Annotated in this window: 17 protein-coding genes; 6 read left to right on the top strand and 11 right to left on the bottom strand. The window is 71.1% G+C overall.

The window, feature by feature from the left end:
* Positions 1–181: 181 nt before the first annotated feature.
* Together argS and G401_RS0108700 are read right to left on the bottom strand one after the other, a co-directional pair.
* Positions 182–1,888, bottom strand: a complete 1,707-nt coding sequence (gene argS, locus G401_RS0108705) for an arginine--tRNA ligase (protein ID WP_034591028.1) — start codon at positions 1,886–1,888, stop codon at positions 182–184.
* Positions 1,889–1,998: 110 nt separating this feature from the next.
* Positions 1,999–2,826 carry an NmrA family NAD(P)-binding protein gene (locus G401_RS0108700; protein ID WP_034591027.1) on the bottom strand — a complete coding sequence of 276 codons (828 nt, stop codon included), beginning with the start codon at positions 2,824–2,826 and terminating at the stop codon, positions 1,999–2,001.
* A 91-nt stretch (positions 2,827–2,917) separates the two neighbouring features.
* Here G401_RS0108700 and G401_RS44410 point away from each other — a divergent pair, with 91 nt between their 5' ends.
* Entirely contained in the window at positions 2,918–3,808 is an 891-nt protein-coding gene (locus G401_RS44410) for a helix-turn-helix domain-containing protein (protein ID WP_064741715.1), read from the top strand.
* On the opposite strand, the gene G401_RS0108690 is transcribed toward G401_RS44410, so the two are convergent.
* From G401_RS0108690 to G401_RS44405, 3 genes are all read right to left on the bottom strand, one after another.
* Positions 3,775–4,482, bottom strand: coding sequence for an SDR family NAD(P)-dependent oxidoreductase (locus G401_RS0108690; protein WP_027342189.1), 708 nt, complete (start codon positions 4,480–4,482; stop codon positions 3,775–3,777). The genes G401_RS44410 and G401_RS0108690 overlap by 34 nt on opposite strands.
* A 664-nt stretch (positions 4,483–5,146) precedes the next feature.
* Positions 5,147–5,971 (bottom strand): alpha/beta fold hydrolase, encoded by an 825-nt coding sequence (locus tag G401_RS0108685; RefSeq protein WP_027342188.1) that lies wholly within the window; start codon positions 5,969–5,971, stop codon positions 5,147–5,149.
* Between the two features lie 21 nt (positions 5,972–5,992).
* Positions 5,993–6,697, bottom strand: a complete 705-nt coding sequence (locus G401_RS44405; protein WP_084556961.1) for a class I SAM-dependent methyltransferase — start codon at positions 6,695–6,697, stop codon at positions 5,993–5,995.
* 32 nt (positions 6,698–6,729) lie between these two features.
* On the opposite strand from G401_RS44405, the gene G401_RS0108675 reads away from it, so the two are divergent.
* Entirely contained in the window at positions 6,730–7,278 is a 549-nt protein-coding gene (locus G401_RS0108675; RefSeq protein ID WP_027342187.1) for a hypothetical protein, read from the top strand.
* Positions 7,279–7,360: 82 nt separating this feature from the next.
* Here the strand turns inward: G401_RS0108675 and G401_RS0108670 are convergent, their stop codons facing one another.
* Complete coding sequence (locus tag G401_RS0108670) at positions 7,361–7,576, bottom strand: DUF2905 family protein (RefSeq protein WP_027342186.1); 216 nt, start codon at positions 7,574–7,576, stop codon at positions 7,361–7,363.
* A gap of 153 nt (positions 7,577–7,729) precedes the next feature.
* On the opposite strand from G401_RS0108670, the gene G401_RS44400 reads away from it, so the two are divergent.
* A complete protein-coding gene (locus tag G401_RS44400) occupies positions 7,730–9,064 on the top strand; it encodes a ThuA domain-containing protein (RefSeq protein WP_084556960.1) in 1,335 nt (444 codons plus the stop codon).
* A gap of 238 nt (positions 9,065–9,302) precedes the next feature.
* On the opposite strand, the gene G401_RS52490 is transcribed toward G401_RS44400, so the two are convergent.
* Together G401_RS52490 and G401_RS0108655 are read right to left on the bottom strand one after the other, a co-directional pair.
* Complete coding sequence (locus G401_RS52490) at positions 9,303–10,262, bottom strand: GNAT family N-acetyltransferase (protein ID WP_084556959.1); 960 nt, start codon at positions 10,260–10,262, stop codon at positions 9,303–9,305.
* Between the two features lie 29 nt (positions 10,263–10,291).
* Positions 10,292–10,735 (bottom strand): hypothetical protein, encoded by a 444-nt coding sequence (locus G401_RS0108655; protein ID WP_027342184.1) that lies wholly within the window; start codon positions 10,733–10,735, stop codon positions 10,292–10,294.
* Between the two features lie 138 nt (positions 10,736–10,873).
* On the opposite strand from G401_RS0108655, the gene G401_RS0108650 reads away from it, so the two are divergent.
* Positions 10,874–13,480, top strand: a complete 2,607-nt coding sequence (locus G401_RS0108650; RefSeq protein WP_027342183.1) for a M4 family metallopeptidase — start codon at positions 10,874–10,876, stop codon at positions 13,478–13,480.
* Positions 13,481–13,508: 28 nt separating this feature from the next.
* Positions 13,509–14,492, top strand: a complete 984-nt coding sequence (locus G401_RS0108645) for an ADP-ribosylglycohydrolase family protein (protein WP_027342182.1) — start codon at positions 13,509–13,511, stop codon at positions 14,490–14,492.
* 118 nt (positions 14,493–14,610) lie between these two features.
* On the opposite strand, the gene G401_RS0108640 is transcribed toward G401_RS0108645, so the two are convergent.
* Entirely contained in the window at positions 14,611–17,841 is a 3,231-nt protein-coding gene (locus G401_RS0108640) for a LamG-like jellyroll fold domain-containing protein (protein ID WP_034591026.1), read from the bottom strand.
* Between the two features lie 115 nt (positions 17,842–17,956).
* On the opposite strand from G401_RS0108640, the gene G401_RS0108635 reads away from it, so the two are divergent.
* Positions 17,957–18,685 (top strand): class I SAM-dependent methyltransferase, encoded by a 729-nt coding sequence (locus G401_RS0108635; RefSeq protein ID WP_027342180.1) that lies wholly within the window; start codon positions 17,957–17,959, stop codon positions 18,683–18,685.
* Here G401_RS0108635 and G401_RS0108630 read toward each other — a convergent pair.
* Both G401_RS0108630 and G401_RS0108625 read right to left on the bottom strand, forming a co-directional pair.
* Entirely contained in the window at positions 18,666–19,079 is a 414-nt protein-coding gene (locus G401_RS0108630) for a hypothetical protein (protein ID WP_169734163.1), read from the bottom strand. The genes G401_RS0108635 and G401_RS0108630 overlap by 20 nt on opposite strands.
* A 68-nt stretch (positions 19,080–19,147) precedes the next feature.
* Complete coding sequence (locus G401_RS0108625) at positions 19,148–19,336, bottom strand: hypothetical protein (protein WP_027342178.1); 189 nt, start codon at positions 19,334–19,336, stop codon at positions 19,148–19,150.
* Positions 19,337–19,342 lie beyond the last annotated feature (6 nt).

Genomic DNA, 19,342 nt, shown 5'->3' with positions numbered 1-19,342 from the left:
AGTGGAGTCCCCGGAGCGCAGCGATAGGGGCGCAACGGTCTCCCGCGGGAGGAGCGGAAGTGAGATCGACGAACCCGGGACAAAAAGATCTTGACCTTGAACTGGATCCAGCCCCGCCCGGTACACGGCAGATCTTGGACGGAAAGTGCTGCCGTGGCAACCGTTTCCGTCCAAGATCTCGCTACATGCGATCCGGCGTCACGATGCCGACGAGGTCCAGACCCTGCCGGAGAACCCGCGCGGTGAGCCGGGACAACCCGAGCCGGGAAGCCCGCACCTCCGGCGACGGCGCGCGAAGGATCGGGCACGAGTCGTAGAACGCAGTGAACGCTCCCGCGACCGATTGGAGATATCCGGTCAGCTTGTGGAACTGGAGGGTCTCGGCGACCTCCTCGACCACGTCCGCGAAGCCGAGCAGGGCCAGAGCCAACGCCCGCTCGGCCGACGAGTCCAGGAGCAGTGGACCCTCCACAGCAGATACGCCGGAAGCCGACTCCTCCGACCGCCGCAGAACCGACTGGATCCGGGCGTACGTGTACTGGAGGTAGGCCGCGGTGTCCCCGGTCGTCGACAGCATCCGGTCCCAGTCGAACACGTAGTCCTTGATCCGGTCACCGGCGAGGTCGGCGTACTTGACGGCGCCGACGCCGACCGCGTACGCGACCGCCGCCTGCTCGGCCGGGTCCAGCTCCGGGTTCTTGGCCGCGACGATCCGGGCCGCCCGGTCGACCGCCTCCGTGAGCAGGGCCGCCAGCTTCACCGTGTCGCCCGACCGCGACGCCAGCTTCCGGCCGTCCGCGCCGAGGATCTGGCCGAACCCGATGTGCTCGGCCCGGGCCGGCTCGGCGAGCCAGCCGGCCTCCCGGGCGGTCTGGAAGACCATCTCGAAATGCTGGTGCTGCGGCGAACCGACCACGTAGACGAGCCGGTCGGCCTTCAGCTCCTGGGTCCGGTACCGGATCGCGGCCAGGTCGGTCGCCGGGTAGCCGAAGCCGCCGTCCCGCTTGCGGACGATGAGCGGGATCGAGAATCCCTGCGGGAACACGCACTGCGCGCCCTCACTCGGCCGCAGCAGGCCCAGACCGTCCAGTTCGGACACCAGGGGCGCGAGCATCGGGTTGTAGAAACTCTCCCCCTGGAAGTCGGCCGGGCTGAGCGTCACCCCCAGCGTCGCGTACACGGCGAGGAAGGAGCGCTCGCTCTCCGCCACGAGCAGCCGCCACAGCCGCAGCGTCTCCGGATCGCCCGACTGCAACGCCACGACCCGCGACCGCGCCCGGTCGGCGAACGCCGGGTCCGCGTCGAACTTCGCCCGCGCCGCCACGTAGAACGCGTCCAGGTCGCCGACCGACAGGTCGTGCGCGGCCGCCGTCTCGCCGAGGTCGAGCAGGTGCTCGATGAGCAGGCCGAAGGGCGTACCCCAGTCGCCGAGGTGGTTGGCCCGCACCACGTCGTGGCCCAGCCACTCCAGCGTGCGCGCCGTCGCGTCGCCGATCACCGTCGACCGCAGATGGCCTACGTGCAGCTCCTTCGCCACGTTCGGCCCCGAGTAGTCGACGACCACCCTTTCCCCCGCACGCTCCTGTACGCCGAGCCGGGCATCCCCGAGCAGGGCGGCCGCGGACGCGGCGAGGAAGCCGGCGGCCATGTTCACGTTGATGTAGCCCGGACCGGCCACGCTCACCTCGTCGGCGATGCCGGCCAGGTCGAGGTGGGCGACGACCGCCGCGGCCACCTCCCGTGGCGGGCGGCCGAGCTGCCGGGCGAGGGCCAGGGCACCGTTGGCCTGGAAATCGGAGAACTGGGAAACGCGTACGGCGGGATCGAAGGGATGACCGGCGACGGCGCTGAAGGCCGCGGCGAACCGCGCGGCCAGGATCTTGATCATGAGGAATGTTCTTTCGCGGGGAGCGGACGGGTACGCGAAGGCGACAGCGCGACCGAGCTCCAGCTCAGCCGGCCGTCCGCATTCGTCGCGCGAAGAACATGGCCGCGATGCTACACGGCGATCCCCTCGAAGGCCGACGTATTCCGGCGGCACCAGGCCTCGAAGGTTCCCGGCGCCCGGCCGGTCAGTCGGGCCACGGCGTCGGTGAGGAACGCGACGCGGTCGTCGCGCAGATGGGCGTTGAGGTCCCGGAGGGGCTCGGGCAGCCCGGCCAGGTACGCGGGTGTGGCGTCGGCGACCGCGACCGGCCGACCGAGCGCGGCGGCGAGGATGGCGGCCTGCTCGCGGGTGGTGAGCAGCTCCTGACCGGTCAGCGTGTAGCCCTGGCCCGCGTGCCCGTCCCCGGTGAGCACCGCGGCGGCGACCGCGGCGATGTCGTCGGGGTCCACGGGGGACATCCGCCCGGGACCGGTGGCGTCCACCACGTGCCCGTGCTCGCGCAGCGCCGGCAGCCACCACAGGGTGTTGGTCATGAAAGAGCTCGGGCGCAGGAACGTGACCGCCGGCCCGGCGGCCGACCACAGCTTCTCCTTGGCCGCGAACCACGTGCCCATCAGGGGTTGCGGCTCGACGACCGCGCCGATCGACGAGAGCACGACGACCCGGGGTACGCCGGCCGCGCGTACCGCCGCGATCATCGTCTCGGTCTGGGCGACGTCGTGGTTGCCCTGCATCAGGAAGGCGGCCTCGGCGCCGTCCAGGGCGCGGGCCAGCGCCTCCCGGTCGTCGAGATCGCCTTGCCGCAGTTCGGTGGCGGCGGGCAGCTTCGCCCGCGCCGGATCCCGGACGTAGGCGCGGGTCTTGTGGCCGGCGGTGTCGAGAAGGCGGACGAGGGTGCCGCCGATGTGGCCGGTGGCGCCTGTGATCAGAATGCTCATGGGTTCAATCTGCCGCGACGGCCAACGCCGGAGAAGGCTCCGGTCTTCCGGGGGTCCGCCAGTACCACCCAGCCGGTGGAACAATGATCGTGTGGACGAACTGGCGACCAATTTCGGAACGGCGCTGCGCGCGTGGCGGCGGCAGGTCGCCCCGGCGGAGGTCGGGCTGCCCGGCGGCGGCGACCGGCGGGTGCCGGGGCTGCGCCGCGAGGAGGTCGCCAGCATCGCCGGCCTCTCCGTCGACTACCTCGTACGCCTGGAGCAGGGCCGGGCCAGCGCCCCCTCCCCGCAGACGGTGGAGGCGCTGGCCCGCGCGCTGCGGCTGGGCGCCGAGCAGCGGTCGGTGCTGTACCACCTGGCCGGCGCGGCCGAGCCGAACCGCGCGCGGATGCCCCGCGCGGTGCCGACCGGCGTCGAGCGGCTGATCGGCCGGCTGGGCGGCCAGCCCTCGGCGGTCTTCACCGCCGACTGGACACTGCTGCGCTGGAACACGCTGTGGGCCGCCGTCCACGGCGATCCGTCCGCCTGGGACGGTCACGACCGCAACCTGATCTGGCGGCACTTCACCGATCGGCGTACGTGCATCGTGCGGTCGGCCGACGAGCTGACGATGCACGACCGCGAACTCGTCGGCGACCTGCGCGTGGCCCACGCCCGCTACCCGCACGACCGCGGGGTCGCCGGTCTGATCTCCGACCTGTACGCGCACAGCGCCCAGTTCCGCGACCTGTGGTCGGAGTTCGCCGTCCTGCCCGCCCGCGACGCCGCCAAGGCGATCGAGCACCCGCTCGTCGGCCGCATCGACCTGGACTGCCAGGTGCTCTGGGTCAGCGGCGCCGAACTGCGGCTGATCGTCTACTCGGCCGAGCCCGGATCGGCGTCGGCGACCGCTCTGGCGAAACTCGCCGGGCCGGCGGCCGACACGTGGAGCACCTACGCGGCCCCCGTTCACCAGGGCAGCGGGCCCTCGGCACTGCTGTAGGTGCCGGTCGGCCCGTCCGCACCGAGCCGCGCCATCCGGACGATGATCTCCGCGCCCTGCTCGACGGTCTGCGTACCGGTGCGGCCGTTGAGGTCGGTGGCGGTGAAGCCCGGCTCGACGGCGTTGATCCGCATGTGCGGGAACGCCTTCGCGAACTGCACCGTGATCATGTTCACGGCCGTCTTCGACGTCGGATAGGCCACCCCCGGATACCGGGACGCCGGGTGACCCGGATCGCTGACCCGGCCGAGCGAGGCGAGCCCGCTGGACACGTTCACGATGACCGGGGCCGCCGACTTGTGCAGCAGCGGCAGGAACGCGTGCGTGACCCGGACGAGCCCGAACACGTTGGTGTCGAACACCGTACGCAGATCGTCGGCGGTCACCTCGGCCGCGCCGATGATGCCGTTGCCGGCCGACCGCGCCTCGATGCCCGCGTTGTTGACCAGCACGTCCAGCCCGCCCTCGGCCTCGACCAGGGCGGCCGCCGCCTCGACGGAGGCATCGTCGGTCACGTCCAGCACCACCAGGCGGGCACCCAGCTCCCCGGCGGCCGCACGACCGCGCTCGGGATCGCGGCTGCCCAGGTAGACGGTGTGCCCGGCCTCGATCAGGCGGCGGGCGGTCTCATAGCCGAGGCCCTTGTTGGCTCCGGTGATCAAAGTCGTCGTCATGGTCCCAGCCTCGCGCCTTCCGGCGAGGCCGGCCAGTCGCCTGCCATTCCTGGGACCACCAATCCCAGTATGGTCAAGATCATTTTGTCCCGGACTCGTCGATCTCACCTCCGCTCCTCCCGCGGGAGACCGCTCCGAAGTGCTCCTTTGCGGCCGAGGTGCGAAAGATCGCAGCCGCGGAGCATCGGCTTGATCAAGTACCGCCATTACGGCATCGCGACACCGATTCCCTTGATCATTTACCGTTATTACGGCGGGAGAGCGCTTCCCTGCCGAATAGACGGCACTTGATCCAGGCCATCCAACGTGGACTGCCGTAATAGCGGTAAATGATCACCCATGGCGGAACGCTCGACAGTGCCGCTCGATCACGACGAGAAAGCATGATCAAGATCCCAAGTCCTGCAGAAAACGGGTCGATTCCGCAGCTCCAGGGAGCTTGATCAAGCCATGGAGATCAACTACTACAGAATCCGGGTACTCGATCACACGGCAGACCCCGACACGATCGAACCAGGCCCCCGAACGGCGTTTCCGATCATGATCCCCCGATGCTGGACGGGTGAAAGGGTGACCGATTCGCGGTGGATGATGCGGTCTCCCGCGCGAGGAGCGGAAGTGAGATCGACGAACCCGGGACCTGAATCTGATCTTGATTTTGGCATCAGTGGGGGTGGATGCGATGGAGGATGGCTCGGGCGAGCGACTCGGGCGCCTGGTCGGCGATCCAGTGGCTCACGCCGGTCAGCGTGACGAAGGCGTACTCGCCGGTGACGTAGTCGGCGCAGGTGGTGGCCGCGACCGGGCCGATCGCCCAGTCCGCGTCGCTCCACACGAACGTCGTCGGTACGCCGACCGCCGGCACCCCGCCGAACTTCGCCAGCGGCAGGGCGCGGTACCAGTTCAGGCCGGCCGTCAGCGCCGCGCGGTCGAGCATCGGGGTGACGTAGCGGGCCACCCGGTCGGACGGGCAGCCCTCGAAGAGCCGGCGTATCCGGGCGCCGTCGTCGGCGAGCAGGGTGTCCTCGGCCTTGCCGGTCTGCTGGAAGAACGTCATGTAGGTCGAGCGCTCCCGCTGGTCGTCGTCGCCAACGAGGGCGCGGCCGAACGCGACGGGGTGCGGCACGGAGACGGCGGTCAGCGTACGCACGCGGTCGGGGTGCTGGGCGGCGAGCATCCAGGCAACCACCGAGCCCCAGTCGTGCCCGACGACGTGGACCGTGTCGAGTTCGAGCGCGTCGAGGACGCCGATCGCGTCGGCGACGCAGTTGCCCATCGCGTACGCCTCCACCTCGGCGGGGCGGGCGCCGGGCGAGTAGCCGCGCTGGTCGAGCGCGTAGGTGCGCAGGCCGGCGGCGTGCAGGTGCGGCGAGACGAGCTCCCATTCCCGGGAACTCTGCGGAAAGCCGTGCAGCAGGAGGACGGGCGCGCCGCCCACCGGCCCTCCACTGTGGACGTCGAAGGTCAGGTCACCCACCGTGACACGCATGAGCACCACAGTACGGCGGCGTCAGATCATCCGCAGTACCGTCGTCGGCTTCGACTCGGCGTCCTCCAGGTCCGCGTTCACGGGTACGCGGTACGCCGCCGCCTCGGCGAACCCTTCCTTCGGCCGGTACGCGCGCCCCGGATCCCCGACGAGCACGAGCGCCCCGCGATCGTGGGCCCGGCGCAGGAAGCCGAGGACGAGGCCGGCCATCTCCCGGCTGTAGAAGACGTCCCCGGCGAGGACGACGTCCGCCTCGGGGTCGGTGCCGAGCAGGTCGCCGAGGACCCGTTCGACGGTCACGCCGTTGAGGTCCGCGTTGATCGCGATGGCCGCGTCGGCGTACACGTCGATCTCGTTGGCGACGACCCGGGCGGCGCCGGCGCGGGCCGCGGCGACCGCGACGAGCCCCGAGCCGGCCGCGATGTCCAGGACGGTACGCCCCGCGACGAGTTCCGGATGGTCGAGGACGTAGCGGGCGAGGGCCTGGCCGCCCGCCCAGGCGAACGCCCAGAACGGCGGCGGCAGGCCGATCTCGCCGGTGACCTGCTCGGTCAGCTCCCAGAGCGGGATGGCCTCGGGGGCGACGCGCAGGCTGATCTCGGGCGCGAACGGCACGGGCGCCACGGCCGTGTGCTCGCGGACGAACTCACGGGCGGACTCGCTGACGGAATCGCGGGCGGACTCGCTGACGGGCTCACGGGCGGAGGCGGCGGGATCGGAACTCACCAGCCTCACCCTAACGTGCCATCCTGGTACGCATGACGTTCCCGCGTACCGCGGACCACATCCGCGAGGCCGCCCGGGCCGAGCAGTACTGGGTGCTCACCGCCGAGCCGGGCGGGGCCTGGGCGCTGCGGCAGCTCGACGACACCACCGGGCAGTTCGGGCCGCCGCTGCACCACTCCGGGGCCGTCGGCGTGCATCCCGGCGCGGCCACGGCGTGGGCGGCGCGGCTCACGGGGGTGGACGGCTGGCATCCGATGCAGACCCGGCCGGGGGCGTACATCGAGGAGGCCTACTCGGTCGTGCTCGAACTGTCCCGCCAGCCCCGGCCGGGCCGCCGGCTGGTGCTGCGGGTGGAGGCCGACCCCGCGAACCCCGGCCTGGCGTACGCGGTGGTCCGCGAGCGCTGGGACGCCTCCGGGCTCTACAGCGAACCGCTGTCGGCGGTGGCCCGGACGGAGTTCACCGACGACGCGCACATGCTCGCCGAGACGAGCGAGGCGTTCGGCGTCGACGAGGCGGGCTGGACGGCCGTGGTCCCCGGCGCCGAGTGGGCCCGGGGACTCACTCCCGCGGAGGGTTAGCAGAACCACCCGTCCTGCACCCAGCCGTGCCGGTTGACGTGCCCGTACGCGTATCCCCAGCTGCGCGGCCCCTCGACCGGGGTCAGCGGCGGCGGATCAGGGCGAGAACGATACTGGCGACGACCGACACGACGACCATCGACGTGATCGGGATGAACACCCGGGTGTCGCCATGGGTGATCCGGATGTCCCCGGGCAGCCGGCCGAACCACGACAGCCAGCCGGCCCAGGCCAGCCCGCCCACGACGACGAGCAGTACGCCGGCGCCGACCAGCCACGGCCCGATTCCCCTGTCCATGCCGCCATCATGCACCGACGTGGGCGGCAGGCCCGGGAAGACCGACAGTAAAGTTACCTTGCAGATCGACACATGATGGTCTCAGAATGTCTGCAAGCGGTTCCCCAGCACCGCGGTCCATCCATCCGCACCCTCATGTCCGGAGGAACCGTGATGCACGCTGCCCATCGTGGGCGTACACGGCTGGCCGCCCTGCTGGCCCTGTGCCTGGCCCTCAGCGCCGTGTTCGTCGTCCAGCAGGTCCGCGCCGCCCTGGCCGCGCCCGCCTTCAAGGTGCTCGCCTTCTACAACGGCACCTACGACGCCGCCCACATCGACTTCGACAAGGAGGCGAAGGTCTGGTTCCCGCAGACCGGCGCCCAGTACGGGTTCTCCTGGGAGGCGACCACCGACTGGTCCCGCCTCAACGCCACCGAGCTGGCCAACTACAAGGTGATCATGTTCCTGGACGACCTGCCGCCGGCCGGGCAGCGGGCCGCCTTCCAGACCTACATGCAGAACGGCGGCGGGTTCCTCGGCTTCCACGTGTCGGCGTTCACGACCGACGCGAACAGCTGGAGCTGGTACCACAACACGTTCCTCGGCTCGGGCAACTTCGTCTCGAACTCGTGGGGGCCGACCGCCGAGACCCTCAAGATCGAGGACCGCACCCACCCGTCCACGATCCACCTGCCGGCCACCATCTCCTCGGCCGTCAGCGAGTGGTACTCGTGGAGCAACGACCTGCGTACCAACCCGAACATCGACATCCTCGCGTCGATGGACCAGTCCACCTTCCCGATCGGCACCGACCCCAACCAGACGTGGTACAGCGGCTACTACCCGGTCATGTGGACGAACCGCAACTACAAGATGCTGTACGCGAACTTCGGCCACAACGCGATGGACTACAGCACCAACACGCGACTGTCGTCCACGTTCGCCAGCGCCCAGCAGAACCAGTGGCTGATCGACGGCCTGCTGTGGCTGGGCGGGGCGTCGGGCACGCCGTCGCCGTCCCCGTCGGCCTCCGTCCCGGCCAGCCCGAGCGCGAGCCCGAGCAGCGGTCCGATCTCGCCGACGTCCTGGTACTCGGTCGTCAACAAGAACAGCTCGAAGTGCGTGGACGCCCGCAGCGCGGCCTCGGCCAACGGCACGGCGATCCAGCAGTACACCTGCAACGCCACCAACGCCCAGTCGTTCCAGTTCCAGTCGACCAGCGGCGGCTACTACCGGATCAACATCCGGCTCAACACCGCCCAGTCGCTCGACGTGACCAATGTGTCCACGGCGGACAACGCGGCGATTCAGCTGTGGGCGTACGGGGGCGGCAACAATCAGCAGTGGCTGCCGGTCTCGGAGGGCGGCGGCTACTACCATTTCGTGAACCGCAACAGCGGTAAGTGCCTGGATGTCCCGGGCGCCTCGACCGCCGACAGTGTGCAGCTCGTGCAGTACGCGTGCAACGGAACGGGGGCTCAGTCCTACCGGCTGTCCGTGCAGCCTTGACGGCCATCGCCGACATATGACTCGTGAGTAGACGCCGCCGCACGGTCCATAGCAGACACCCGCAGGGACGGAAAAACTGGCCGAATGCATGCCATCGGCCCCCTTGGGACTGGACTGAGCAACTTGTCACGCGCACCATAGAGGCCGTGCGGCGGCGCCCTGTTCATTGACGGGCTCGCACCCTAATCCGCGTCGCCGCACTTTTCCTTGCCCGTAGGCCGCTCCCGGCCCGCTGCCGTCACACGGCGAGCGTCCACTGCTCCAGGTAGCCGGTCCGCCGGAACCCCAGCGCCTCGTTGATCGCCATCATCGGCGTGTTGCCCTCGTCGGTGCTGGTGCGGATCACGCGTACGGCCGGGGCCTCGGTACGCAGCCGGCGCAGCATCTCGGTCTTCAGCCACAGCCCGAGCCCGTGGCCCCGATGGGCGGGCACCACCGCGGTGTCCTCCTGGTGGGCCAGGCCAGGCGCGTGCGGGTCCAGCTCGATCTCGGTCAGCCCGGCGACCTCGCCGCTGTCCTCGTGGACGGCGGCGGCCACCCACAGGCCGTGCCCCTTGGCGGCGAAACCCTGCTCGACGGCGCGTACGCGCTCGGCGGTGTACCGGTGCGGTTCGTAACCGAGGCCGCCGTCGGGCGCGTCCGCCATGGCGTCCTTGGCCCGGGCGAAGGACTCGACGAGGTCGTCCGGGCACCGGTCGGCCCAGTGCTCGATGCGGTAGCCGACCGGCGCGACCCCCGGCACGGGGTTCGCCGCCGTCACGTCCAGTTCGGACTCGGCGATGCGCTGGGCGTACACGGCTCCGAGCGACCGCGCCCAGTCACCCCCGGTACGCGTACTCAGCACGGCGGTGGTGCGGCCGGCGGCCCGGATGGCGGTGGCGAGGTCGCCGAGCAGCAGCGTACCGATCCCCCGCCGCCGGTACGCCGGCCGGACGATCACGCTGACGAAGCCCCAGCCGAGGTTCTCCCGGTCCGGCAGGTACAGCTCGCCGATCGCGGCGGGCTCCCCCGACCAGGTGGCGACCCGGCGGATCAGCCTGCCCTCGACGGGAGCGGCGCCCAGTGCGGCGAGCGTGCCCTCGACCGCGACCTCGGGATGCCCCGGGTCGTCGGCCGCCCGGGCCTCGGACTCGACGAGATGCCACGCGGCGACGAGCGCGGGGCCGGACTGGTCCACAGCGGACACGGATGCCGTCACTGGGCGCCTCCTTCACGATGGGCCTGCCGCTACAACGCCTTCGCCTTACCCAGGAAGTCGGCGATCTGCATCGCCGCCGCCGGCAGGGCACCGTCGGCCTGGCAGTCCACCCACGCCACCGTCGTCTCGTCGATCGTGATCGCGTACGAGAAGGCGTCGTTGCAGGTGGTGGTCTTCTGCGGGCGGCGCGACTCGTCGGTGAGCTGCGGGTTGGCCGCGAGCGTGACGAGCTGGGCGGTCTGCTCCGCGGTGAGCATGCCCCGGGTCTGCTTGCCGGCCTTGTCGGTGTGGGTCCACACGCCGCGGCCGTCGATGATCACCGCGTCGTTCAGGCCGGCGATGCCGCCCGCCTTGCGGGCGGTGATGGAGACGAAATGAGCGTTCAGGCTCGGCGCGGGGGCCACCGTCGACTCCGGAGCGGCGCTGCTGCCGGCGGTGGAAGGGCTCTGACCGGCGCAGCCTGTCAAGACCACGGCCAGGATCGCTGTGACGCCTACCAGACACGATCGAGTCAACGATGTCACGTAGTAGGTCTTCACTCGGGCCTCCTCATCCATATATACAGATATCGGTGACTATGAGTCACCGTCCCACTAGTCGGGGAGGACTCAGTGAGAAGAACAATTGCTTGGGCAGGCGCCGCCTTACTCGCAGGCGGTGTGCTCCTGGGCACGGCACCGGCCGGTGCCGCACCCGCCACCGGGCCGTCGGTCGTGGGAGGTCCGACTGCCGCAGCGCGCGCCCTGAACGATCATAGGGCCGATGCCCGGACGGCGAACGCGGACACGTTCAGCGTCTACAGCACCAAGGCGGACGCGAACGGTGCCACCCACACCCGCTACACGCGGACGTATCAGGGGCTGCGCGTGTACGGCGGGGACATCGTCGTGCACACCTCGAAGACCGGCGCGTACGCGGGCACCTCGGTCGGTCTCGCCGCCCCGCTGACACTCGGCACGGCCGCGAAAGTTACCGCCGCACAGGCGAAGGGCGTGGCTCGGCAGCACTTCCGCGGCAGCCTCACGAAGGTCGGCGACGCCGAACTGTTCGTGGACGCCAGCAGCGGCAGCGGCCGGCTCGCCTGGGAGGTACGCGCCGACGGCTTCGCGCCCGACGGCGCCACCCCGTCCCGGCTGCACGTCGTCACCGACGCGCTGACCGGGGCGTACCTGGGGTCGTTCGACGAGATCGAGACCGTCGCGGGCACGGGCAACTCGCTCTACTCCGGCTCGGTCGCCGTCGACACGACGCTCAGCGGCAGCACCTACACGATGATCGACCCGTCGCACGGCAACGGCAACACCTGCGACATGAACAACGGCACGAGCACGTGCACGAACTTCACCGACGCCGACAACGTCTGGGGCACGGGCACGAACGCCAACCGCCAGTCGGCCGGCGTGGACGCCCTCTACGGCGCGGCGCTGACGTTCGACTACTACAAGAACGTCCACGCGCGTAACGGCATCTTCGGCACGGGCGCGGGTGTGCCGTCGCGGGTGCACTACAGCTCGGGCTACGTCAACGCGTTCTGGGACGGCGCGCAGATGACCTACGGCGACGGCTCGGGCAACGCCAAGCCGCTCGTCGCGATCGACGTGGCGGGCCACGAGATGAGCCACGGCGTCACCGAGAACGTGGTTCCCGGCGGCCTGACCTACTCCGGCGAGTCCGGCGGCCTGAACGAGGCCACCAGCGACATCTTCGGCACGATGGTCGAGTTCTACGCCGGCAACACGTCGGACCCCGGCGACTACAACATCGGCGAGAAGATCGACATCAACGGCAACGGCTCGCCGCTGCGCTACATGTACAACCCGTCGCTCGACGGCTCGTCGGACTCGTGCTGGTCCACGTCGACCAAGAACAAGGACGTCCACTACTCCTCGGGTGTGGCCAACCACTTCTACTTCGACCTGGCCGAGGGCACCGGCGCGACCGCGTACGGCACCAGCCCCGTCTGCGGCAGCGCGCCGGCGGTCACCGGGATCGGGCGTACGAAGGCGGAGAAGATCTGGTTCCGGGCGCTCGACGTCTACTTCACGTCGAACACCTCCTACGTGAACACGACCACGCCGGCCAACACGGCGCGGGCGTACTCGCTGTCGGCGGCGACCGACCTCTACGGCTCCTGCTCCGCCGAGTACAAGGCGGTCCAGGCGGCGTGGACGGCGGTCAACGTGGCGGGCAGCGACACCGCCTGCCCGAGCGGCAACGACTTCTCCATCACGACCTCGCCGAACAGCGGCTCGGTCAACCCGGGCAGCGCGGTCTCGACGACCGTGGGCACGGCGCTGACCAACGGCGCCACGCAGACGATCGCCCTGTCGGCGAGCGGCCTGCCGGCCGGCGTCACGGCGGCGTTCAGCCCCACGAGCGTCACCACCGGCGGCTCCTCGACGCTGACGCTCACCACCACGACGAGCGCCTCGCCCGGCACCTACCCGATCACGGTCACCGGCACGGGTACGGCCAACACGCACACGACCACGTTCAGCCTGACGGTCAACGGGCCGCCCGGCTGCTCGGGCACCAACCCGACGGACGTGACGATCCCCGACAACACCACCGTCGAGTCGTCGATCACGATCTCCGGCTGCGCCGGCAACGCCGGTGCGGGCAGCACGGTCGAGGTGCACATCGTCCACACCTACATCGGTGACCTCGTCGTCACGCTCGTCGCCCCCGACGGCAGCCTCTACACGCTGTCGAACCGGGCCGGCGGCTCGACCGACAACATCGACACCACCTACACGGTGAACCTGTCGAGCGAGGTCGCGAACGGGACGTGGAAGCTGCGCGTACAGGACGCGGCGACGGCCGACACCGGTTACATCAACACCTGGACGCTGAACCTGGCGCCCGGCGGCGGCCCGGTCTGCTCGGGCACGAACGGCACCGACGTGGCGATCCCCGACAACACCACGGTCAACAGCACGATCGCGATCTCGGGCTGCTCCGGGAACGCGTCGTCGACCAGCACGGTCGAGGTGCACATCGTCCACACCTACATCGGTGACCTCGTCGTCACGCTCGTCGCCCCCGACGGCAGCACCTACGTGCTGTCCAACCGGGCCGGCGGCTCGACCGACAACATCGACACCACCTACACGGTGAACCTGTCGACCGAGGTCCGCAACGGCACCTGGACGCTGCGCGTACAGGACGCCGCGACGGCCGACACCGGTTACATCAACAGCTGGACGCTCACCCTGTAAGCCAAGGGGGAGCCGGTAGCCTTCCAGCGTGACGGTCGCCGGCTCCCTCTTCGGTCTCGCGTACGGTGACGCCCTCGGGGCGCCCACGGAATTCCGCACGGTTCCCGAGATCCTCGCCCGCTACGGCCCGGCCGGTCCGCGTGACCTGGCCGGGCCGGTCTCGCTGGTCACCGACGACACGCAGATGGCGATCGCCGTCGGGAACGCGCTGCTCGGCGGCGAGGTTTCGCCGGCCCTGCTCGAACCCCGGCTGCGGGCCGAGTTCCTGGCCTGGTGGCAGAGCCCCGAGAACGACCGCGCGCCCGGCAACACCTGCCTCGCGGCCTGCGCCAACCTCTCGCGCGGCGGCCCCTGGCAGCAGGCCACGGTCATCGGCTCCAAGGGCTGCGGCGCCAACATGCGGGTGACGCCGGTCGGCCTCGTCCCCGGCCTCAGCGCCGAGCAGCGGTCCGGCGCCGCGCAGCTGCAGGCCGCCCTCACGCACGGCCATCCCACCGCGCTCGCCGCGAGCGAACTGACCGCCCACGCCGTCCGCCTCCTGCTCGACGGCACGCCGCCGGCCGATCTCCCCGCCGCGCTCCACTCCCACGTGTACGCGCAACGGAGCGTCTACCACCACGACTGGCTGGGCGACCTGTGGCAGCAGCCGGCGATGACGAGCCCGGCGGACTTCATCGCCCGCGGCTGGGACGAGTGCGAAGCCGTGCTGGCCCGGCTCGACGCGGCCCTCGCCGCCCCCGACCGCGCCACCGACCCCTGCTTGCAGACCGGTGCCGGGTGGATCGCCGAGGAAGCCCTCGTCACCGGCCTGCTGTGCTTCCTGCTGTTCCCGGACGATCCGGTGTCGGCCCTCTCCCGGGCGGCGACGACCTCCGGCGACTCCGACTCCATCGCCTGCCTCACCGGCGCGTTCGCCGGTGCCGTGCTCGGGATGGCCGCGTGGCCCGCGGAATGGCTGGAGGTCATCGAGTACCGCCCGGATCTCACCCGCCTCGCCGACGCCTGGTCCTGACCCCTCTCTCTTGCCGACGATCTTGCGCGAATGTCCGGGCTGTTCGGGCATTCGCCGCGAAATTGGAGACATTCGCGCAAGATCGTCGGAGAGTGGGAAGCGGAGGGTGGGAAGCGGCTCACATCCTCGCGTACGGGGTGGTGGACAGGACGTCGAGCGGCAACCGGAGCCGGGTGACACTGCCGAGGTCGGCGTTCTGCGTACGCACGGCGTCGAGTTCGGCGGAGGTGAGCGCCCGGTCGAAGACGCGGATCTCGTCGAGGCTGCCGGTCAGCCGGTCGGCCCCGTCGAGGCGGGCGCCGAACTGCCAGCCGCCGACCGCGTACGCGTCGCCGTAGGTCAGCGAACCGGCGATCGGGGCCGCCCCGAGGACGACGCCGTCCACGGACAGGGACAGGACGCCCGCGGCGCGGACGAGGGCGAGGTGGTGCCACGCCCCGTCACCGAAGGCGACCGCGCCGGAGGAGTCCACAGCGGACACAGCGGTCGCGGCCACTTCGGTCTGCGCCACGAGGAACAGCCGATCGCTGCCGGGCTGGACGCGCAGCCACAGCTGGCGCTCGGTCGCACCCACCCCGTAGGCCCACAGGACGACCTGGTCCGGTGAGGCGGCGGTCGCCGTGTAGCGCAGCCAGGTGGTGACCGTGAAGTCCCGGTCGCCCAGCGCCAGCGGCGCGCCGTAGGAGAGCTCCAGGGCGTCGTCCACCCCGTCGAGGGCCACGCCGTCGCCGAACCTGCCGGCCGTCGGCGTCGCCGACCCGCGGGCGTACGCGTCGCGGCAGCGGGCCGACGAATCCGGGGTCGCGGGACCGCTGTCCGGAGTGGCCCGGACGACGTCGTGGTGCTGGGTGTAGCCGGAGTCGAACGACCACCACACCGAAGGCAGGTCGGCGGGGAATGCACCGCCTGCCGCGGTGGCCAGTTCGGCGTCGGTCAGTGCCCGCCGGTAGAACCGCAGTTCGTCGACCGCGCCCGTCATCGGACCGGAACCGTCCGGTTTGGACCCCACGCGCAACCCGAGCACACCGGTATCGGTGGTGAACGAACCGGTGAGCCCGGTGCCCGTCGCGCTCAGCCCGTCGACGCCGAGGCGTACCTGGCCGCCGTCGCGGCGCACGGTCAGCAGATGCCACTTCCCGTCGCCGAAGGCCACCCCGGCCGACGTGTCCGGCACGCTCAACGCCACCGTGGCGGTGTCGGTCTGCGCCCAGGCGTAGATCCGGTCGAGGCTCGGCTGTGCGCGTACCCAGAGCGAGGGCTTGCCGCCGGTGGCGCCGAAGGCCCAGACGAGGACCTGGTCCCCGGTGCCGGCGGTGTACTTGAACCACGTGGCGACGGTGAGGTTCCCGGCGCCCGCGTCGAGCGCCGGGGTGAAGGGCGATTCGGCGCCCGGGTGCGCGGGGTCGACGGCCAGCGCGGTCGTGTCGTTGCGGCCCGCCACGAGGTCGCGCCAGCCGCCGAGCAGGTTCGCGCCGGTGCAGTGGCCGGACAGGTCGTCGCTGAGCGGCACCTCCGTACGCGTCGCCGCGACGGCCTTGTCGATCACGCTGAACGGCAGCCACAGGCGGGCCGACCCCGCGACCGTGAGGCGGACGTCGGCCAGCGAACCGGTGAAGGGATCGCTGAGCGTGCTGTCCTGCTTGGCCCCGAGGCGCAGCCCGGTCGGAGCGGCACCGGTCACCGGGCCCGCGACGCCGGTGGCGGACGCGGTGAGGCTGTCGACGGTGGCCGTGACCTGGCCGCCGGTCCGCGTCAGAGTGAACGTGTGCCAGCCGCCGTCGCCGAACGCGGCCGCCGGCGACGGATCGCCGACCGTGACCGCCGCCCCGCCCTGCGCGCCCTGCACCCACGCGTACACGCGGTCCTGGGCGGGTTGCAGGCGTACCCAGATCTGCGGCGGCGCCGACCCGACCCCGTACGCCCACAGCAGCACCCGGGCGGCGGTGGCCGTCGTCGCCGAGTGCCGGAAGCGCAGCGACACCGAGAAGTCCTGGCCGCCGACGTCGAGACTGCGCGCGTACGGGATGTCGGCGTAGTCGCCCGGGGCGGCGAGCGTCAGGGCGTTGCCCGCCACGGTCGCGTTCCCGGCCAGGTACGCGTCGTTCGCCTGCGGCGAGGCGTCCGGTGTGGTCGGCCCCTCGGCCGGAGCGGTCTGGGCGGACACCGATCCGGTGAACGTGCCGGTGATGCCGAGCGCGGCGGGCGAGATCCGGTTGAACCGCAGTTCGTCGGCGGAGAAGTCGGCGCCCGCCTCGTAGAGGACCCCGAGTTCGCCGCCGCCGAGTTCGGCCAGGTCGGAGTAGCCGGCCCGCTGGGCGTTGAGCTGCCCCTTCGAAGCCTTGGCCCAGGTACGCCCGCCGTCCGCCGAGTACCGAAGCCACATGTCTTCGCGGTTCGTGGGATCGGACGGTCCACTGTAGAGCAGCAGATCGCCGGGCGTGCTCCGGTAGAACGCCTGCGGCGCGAGGACCGCCCCCTGCACCTGTGCCGTCACGAGCGTCGGCGCGGCCGCGTACGCGGGGAAGGTGGTGCCGCCGTCGGCGCTGACCGAGTACACCCGGTGGTTCGGGTCGACGTTGTTGCGGGCGTTGGCGTACACCGATCCGTTGGGCAGTTCGGCGACGGTCACCTCGCCCGGCGTGAACACGGCCTCGCCCGCCACCCGGCTCGCTGCCCAGGTGCCGCCGCCGTCGTCGCTGTACAGGACGCCGGCGTAGGTCAGCCCGCCGACGCTCTGCTGCGCCCCGACCACCAGCCGGCCGACGTACGCGCCGTGCCGCAGCTGGACGCCGTGGGCGGGACCGGTCGCGAACCAGCCGGAGCTCGTGCCCGCGAAGGTGGCCGTGATCGGGGCGGCCGCGCTCCAGGTCACGCCCTCGTCGTCGCTGTGCTGCACCCACGGCAGGCGCAGGCCGCCGGGCGTCGCGGCGTTCGAGGTGGACAGCAGCAGGATGCGGCCGGTCGAGCGGTCGACCACCGGCGCGGCGTTGCCCCGCGTATAGGGTGCCGACGCGTCACCGGGCGCCCCGGAGAGCACGACCTGGATCGGCCCCCACGTACGCCCGTCGTTGGTCGAGCGGCGTACGACGATGTCGATGTCGCCCCGGTCGGCACAGGTCGGCGAGACCCTGGCCTCGGCGAACGCCAGCAGAACGCCGGTGTCGGTACGCACCAGCGAGGGAATGCGGAAGCAGCCGTAGCCGTCGGTGCCGCCCCGGAAGAGCACCCGCTCGGTGCCCGCCAGCGGCTGGGATGCGGTGGTGCCGCTCGCGAGCGCGCGGTCACCGGGGACGATCGTGCCGCCGGGCACCAGGATCGCGGCCAGCAGAGCGGCGGCGAGAAGTTTCATCAAGCGCACCGGTCCAGGCTAGGCCGGACTCGGCTCCACAGTGGATGTTCATTTGATCACTATCCGGCGGCTATTCCGATTGCCCGCGACGGCCGCGAACCACCATGATCGCCCGATGGACCTCGACCCGGCCGCCCTGTACGACCTGCTCAACCCGTGGAATCCGGACGCGCACCCGGGCGACCGGTTCTACTTCGGGCTGCTGATGGCGGCCGAAAGCGTACTCGATGTGGGCTGCGGAACCGGCGCGATGCTGCACCTGATCCGCGACCGCGGGCACGGCGGACGCCTGGTGGGTCTCGATCCCGACCGGGCCTCGCTGGACCGGGCCCGCCGCCGCACGGACATCGAGTGGACCGAGGGCACGGCCGCCGACGCGCCGCGCGGGGACTTCGCGCTGGCGACGATGACCGGCCACGCCTTCCAGTGCCTGGTCACCGACGGCGAACTGCGCGCCTCGTTGACGGCGGTCCGCGAGGCCCTCGGGCCGGACGGAAGGTTCGTGTTCGAGACGCGGCATCCGCAGGCGCGGGCCTGGGAGGGCTGGGATGTGTCCGACCCGGACGATGTCGCCGTGCTCACCGACGCGGCCGGCCGGGAACTGAAGGTCTGGCACACCGTGGACGAGGTGGCGGGCGACGTGGTCGCCTTCCACGAGACGACCGCGACGCCCGACGGCACGGTGCTCGGGGTCGGCCACGCCCGGCTGCGCTTCCTCGACGTGGCCGCGCTGAACCGGTTCCTGGCCGAGGCGGGCTTCACCATCGAGGCGCAGTACGGCGACTGGGACGGCTCCCCCGTCGACACGACCAGCCGGGAGATCGTCACGATCGCCCGGAGATAGCCGCAGGCGGCTCATCCGCGAGCGGCTCGGCCTGTTCGTCGGCGATCGGCTCGCCCTCGACGAACTTCACATCGACTTCGGAGGCGGGGTTGATCCAGGCCCGCATGGACAGGACCGGTGAGAAGACGTTCGGCTCCGCCAGGAACGTCTGGTGGGCGGCGGCGAAGTCGGGGTTCGCGATCCCGATGGACAGGCCCGGCCAGGTCTGCACGGTGGTGGCGTTGTCGTCGAGGTAGTAGCCCCAGGATTTGCCGCACCGGCAGGAGCGCTTCTCCGGGAAGAGCCTGACGATGTCTTCGCAGTGGGCGCAGTACATGAGTTTCATGGCCGTCAGGATGTGACCGGCGCAAGAGGGTCGCAAGCGAATTCCGGTGGAGACCACCTGTAGCGCCACGAGAGTGCTATGAGAGATCGCGCGGCCGAGCGCCCCCGCACGGCCACGCGATCCGTCTCATGACCGGCTCAGCAGGCCGGTTCCACCCAGGCTGCGACGTTGCGCAGCGAGGCCGCGGTCGCGCGCCGGATGGGGTGGTTGCGCGGCGGGCGGCTCACGCGCCTGCGCTTCTCTGGGATGACGGGTGCGCAGGGCATGGCCGAGTGCGCTTCGTCGTACGCGAGACCGACGCCGACGATGTAACCGAGCGGGTCCATGACTTC

This window comes from Hamadaea tsunoensis DSM 44101 (assembly GCF_000428945.1).
Lineage (GTDB): Bacteria > Actinomycetota > Actinomycetes > Mycobacteriales > Micromonosporaceae > Hamadaea > Hamadaea tsunoensis.
The sequence above is the reverse complement of the archived record's forward strand: the minus strand, read 5'-3'. Positions and strand labels throughout refer to the sequence as shown.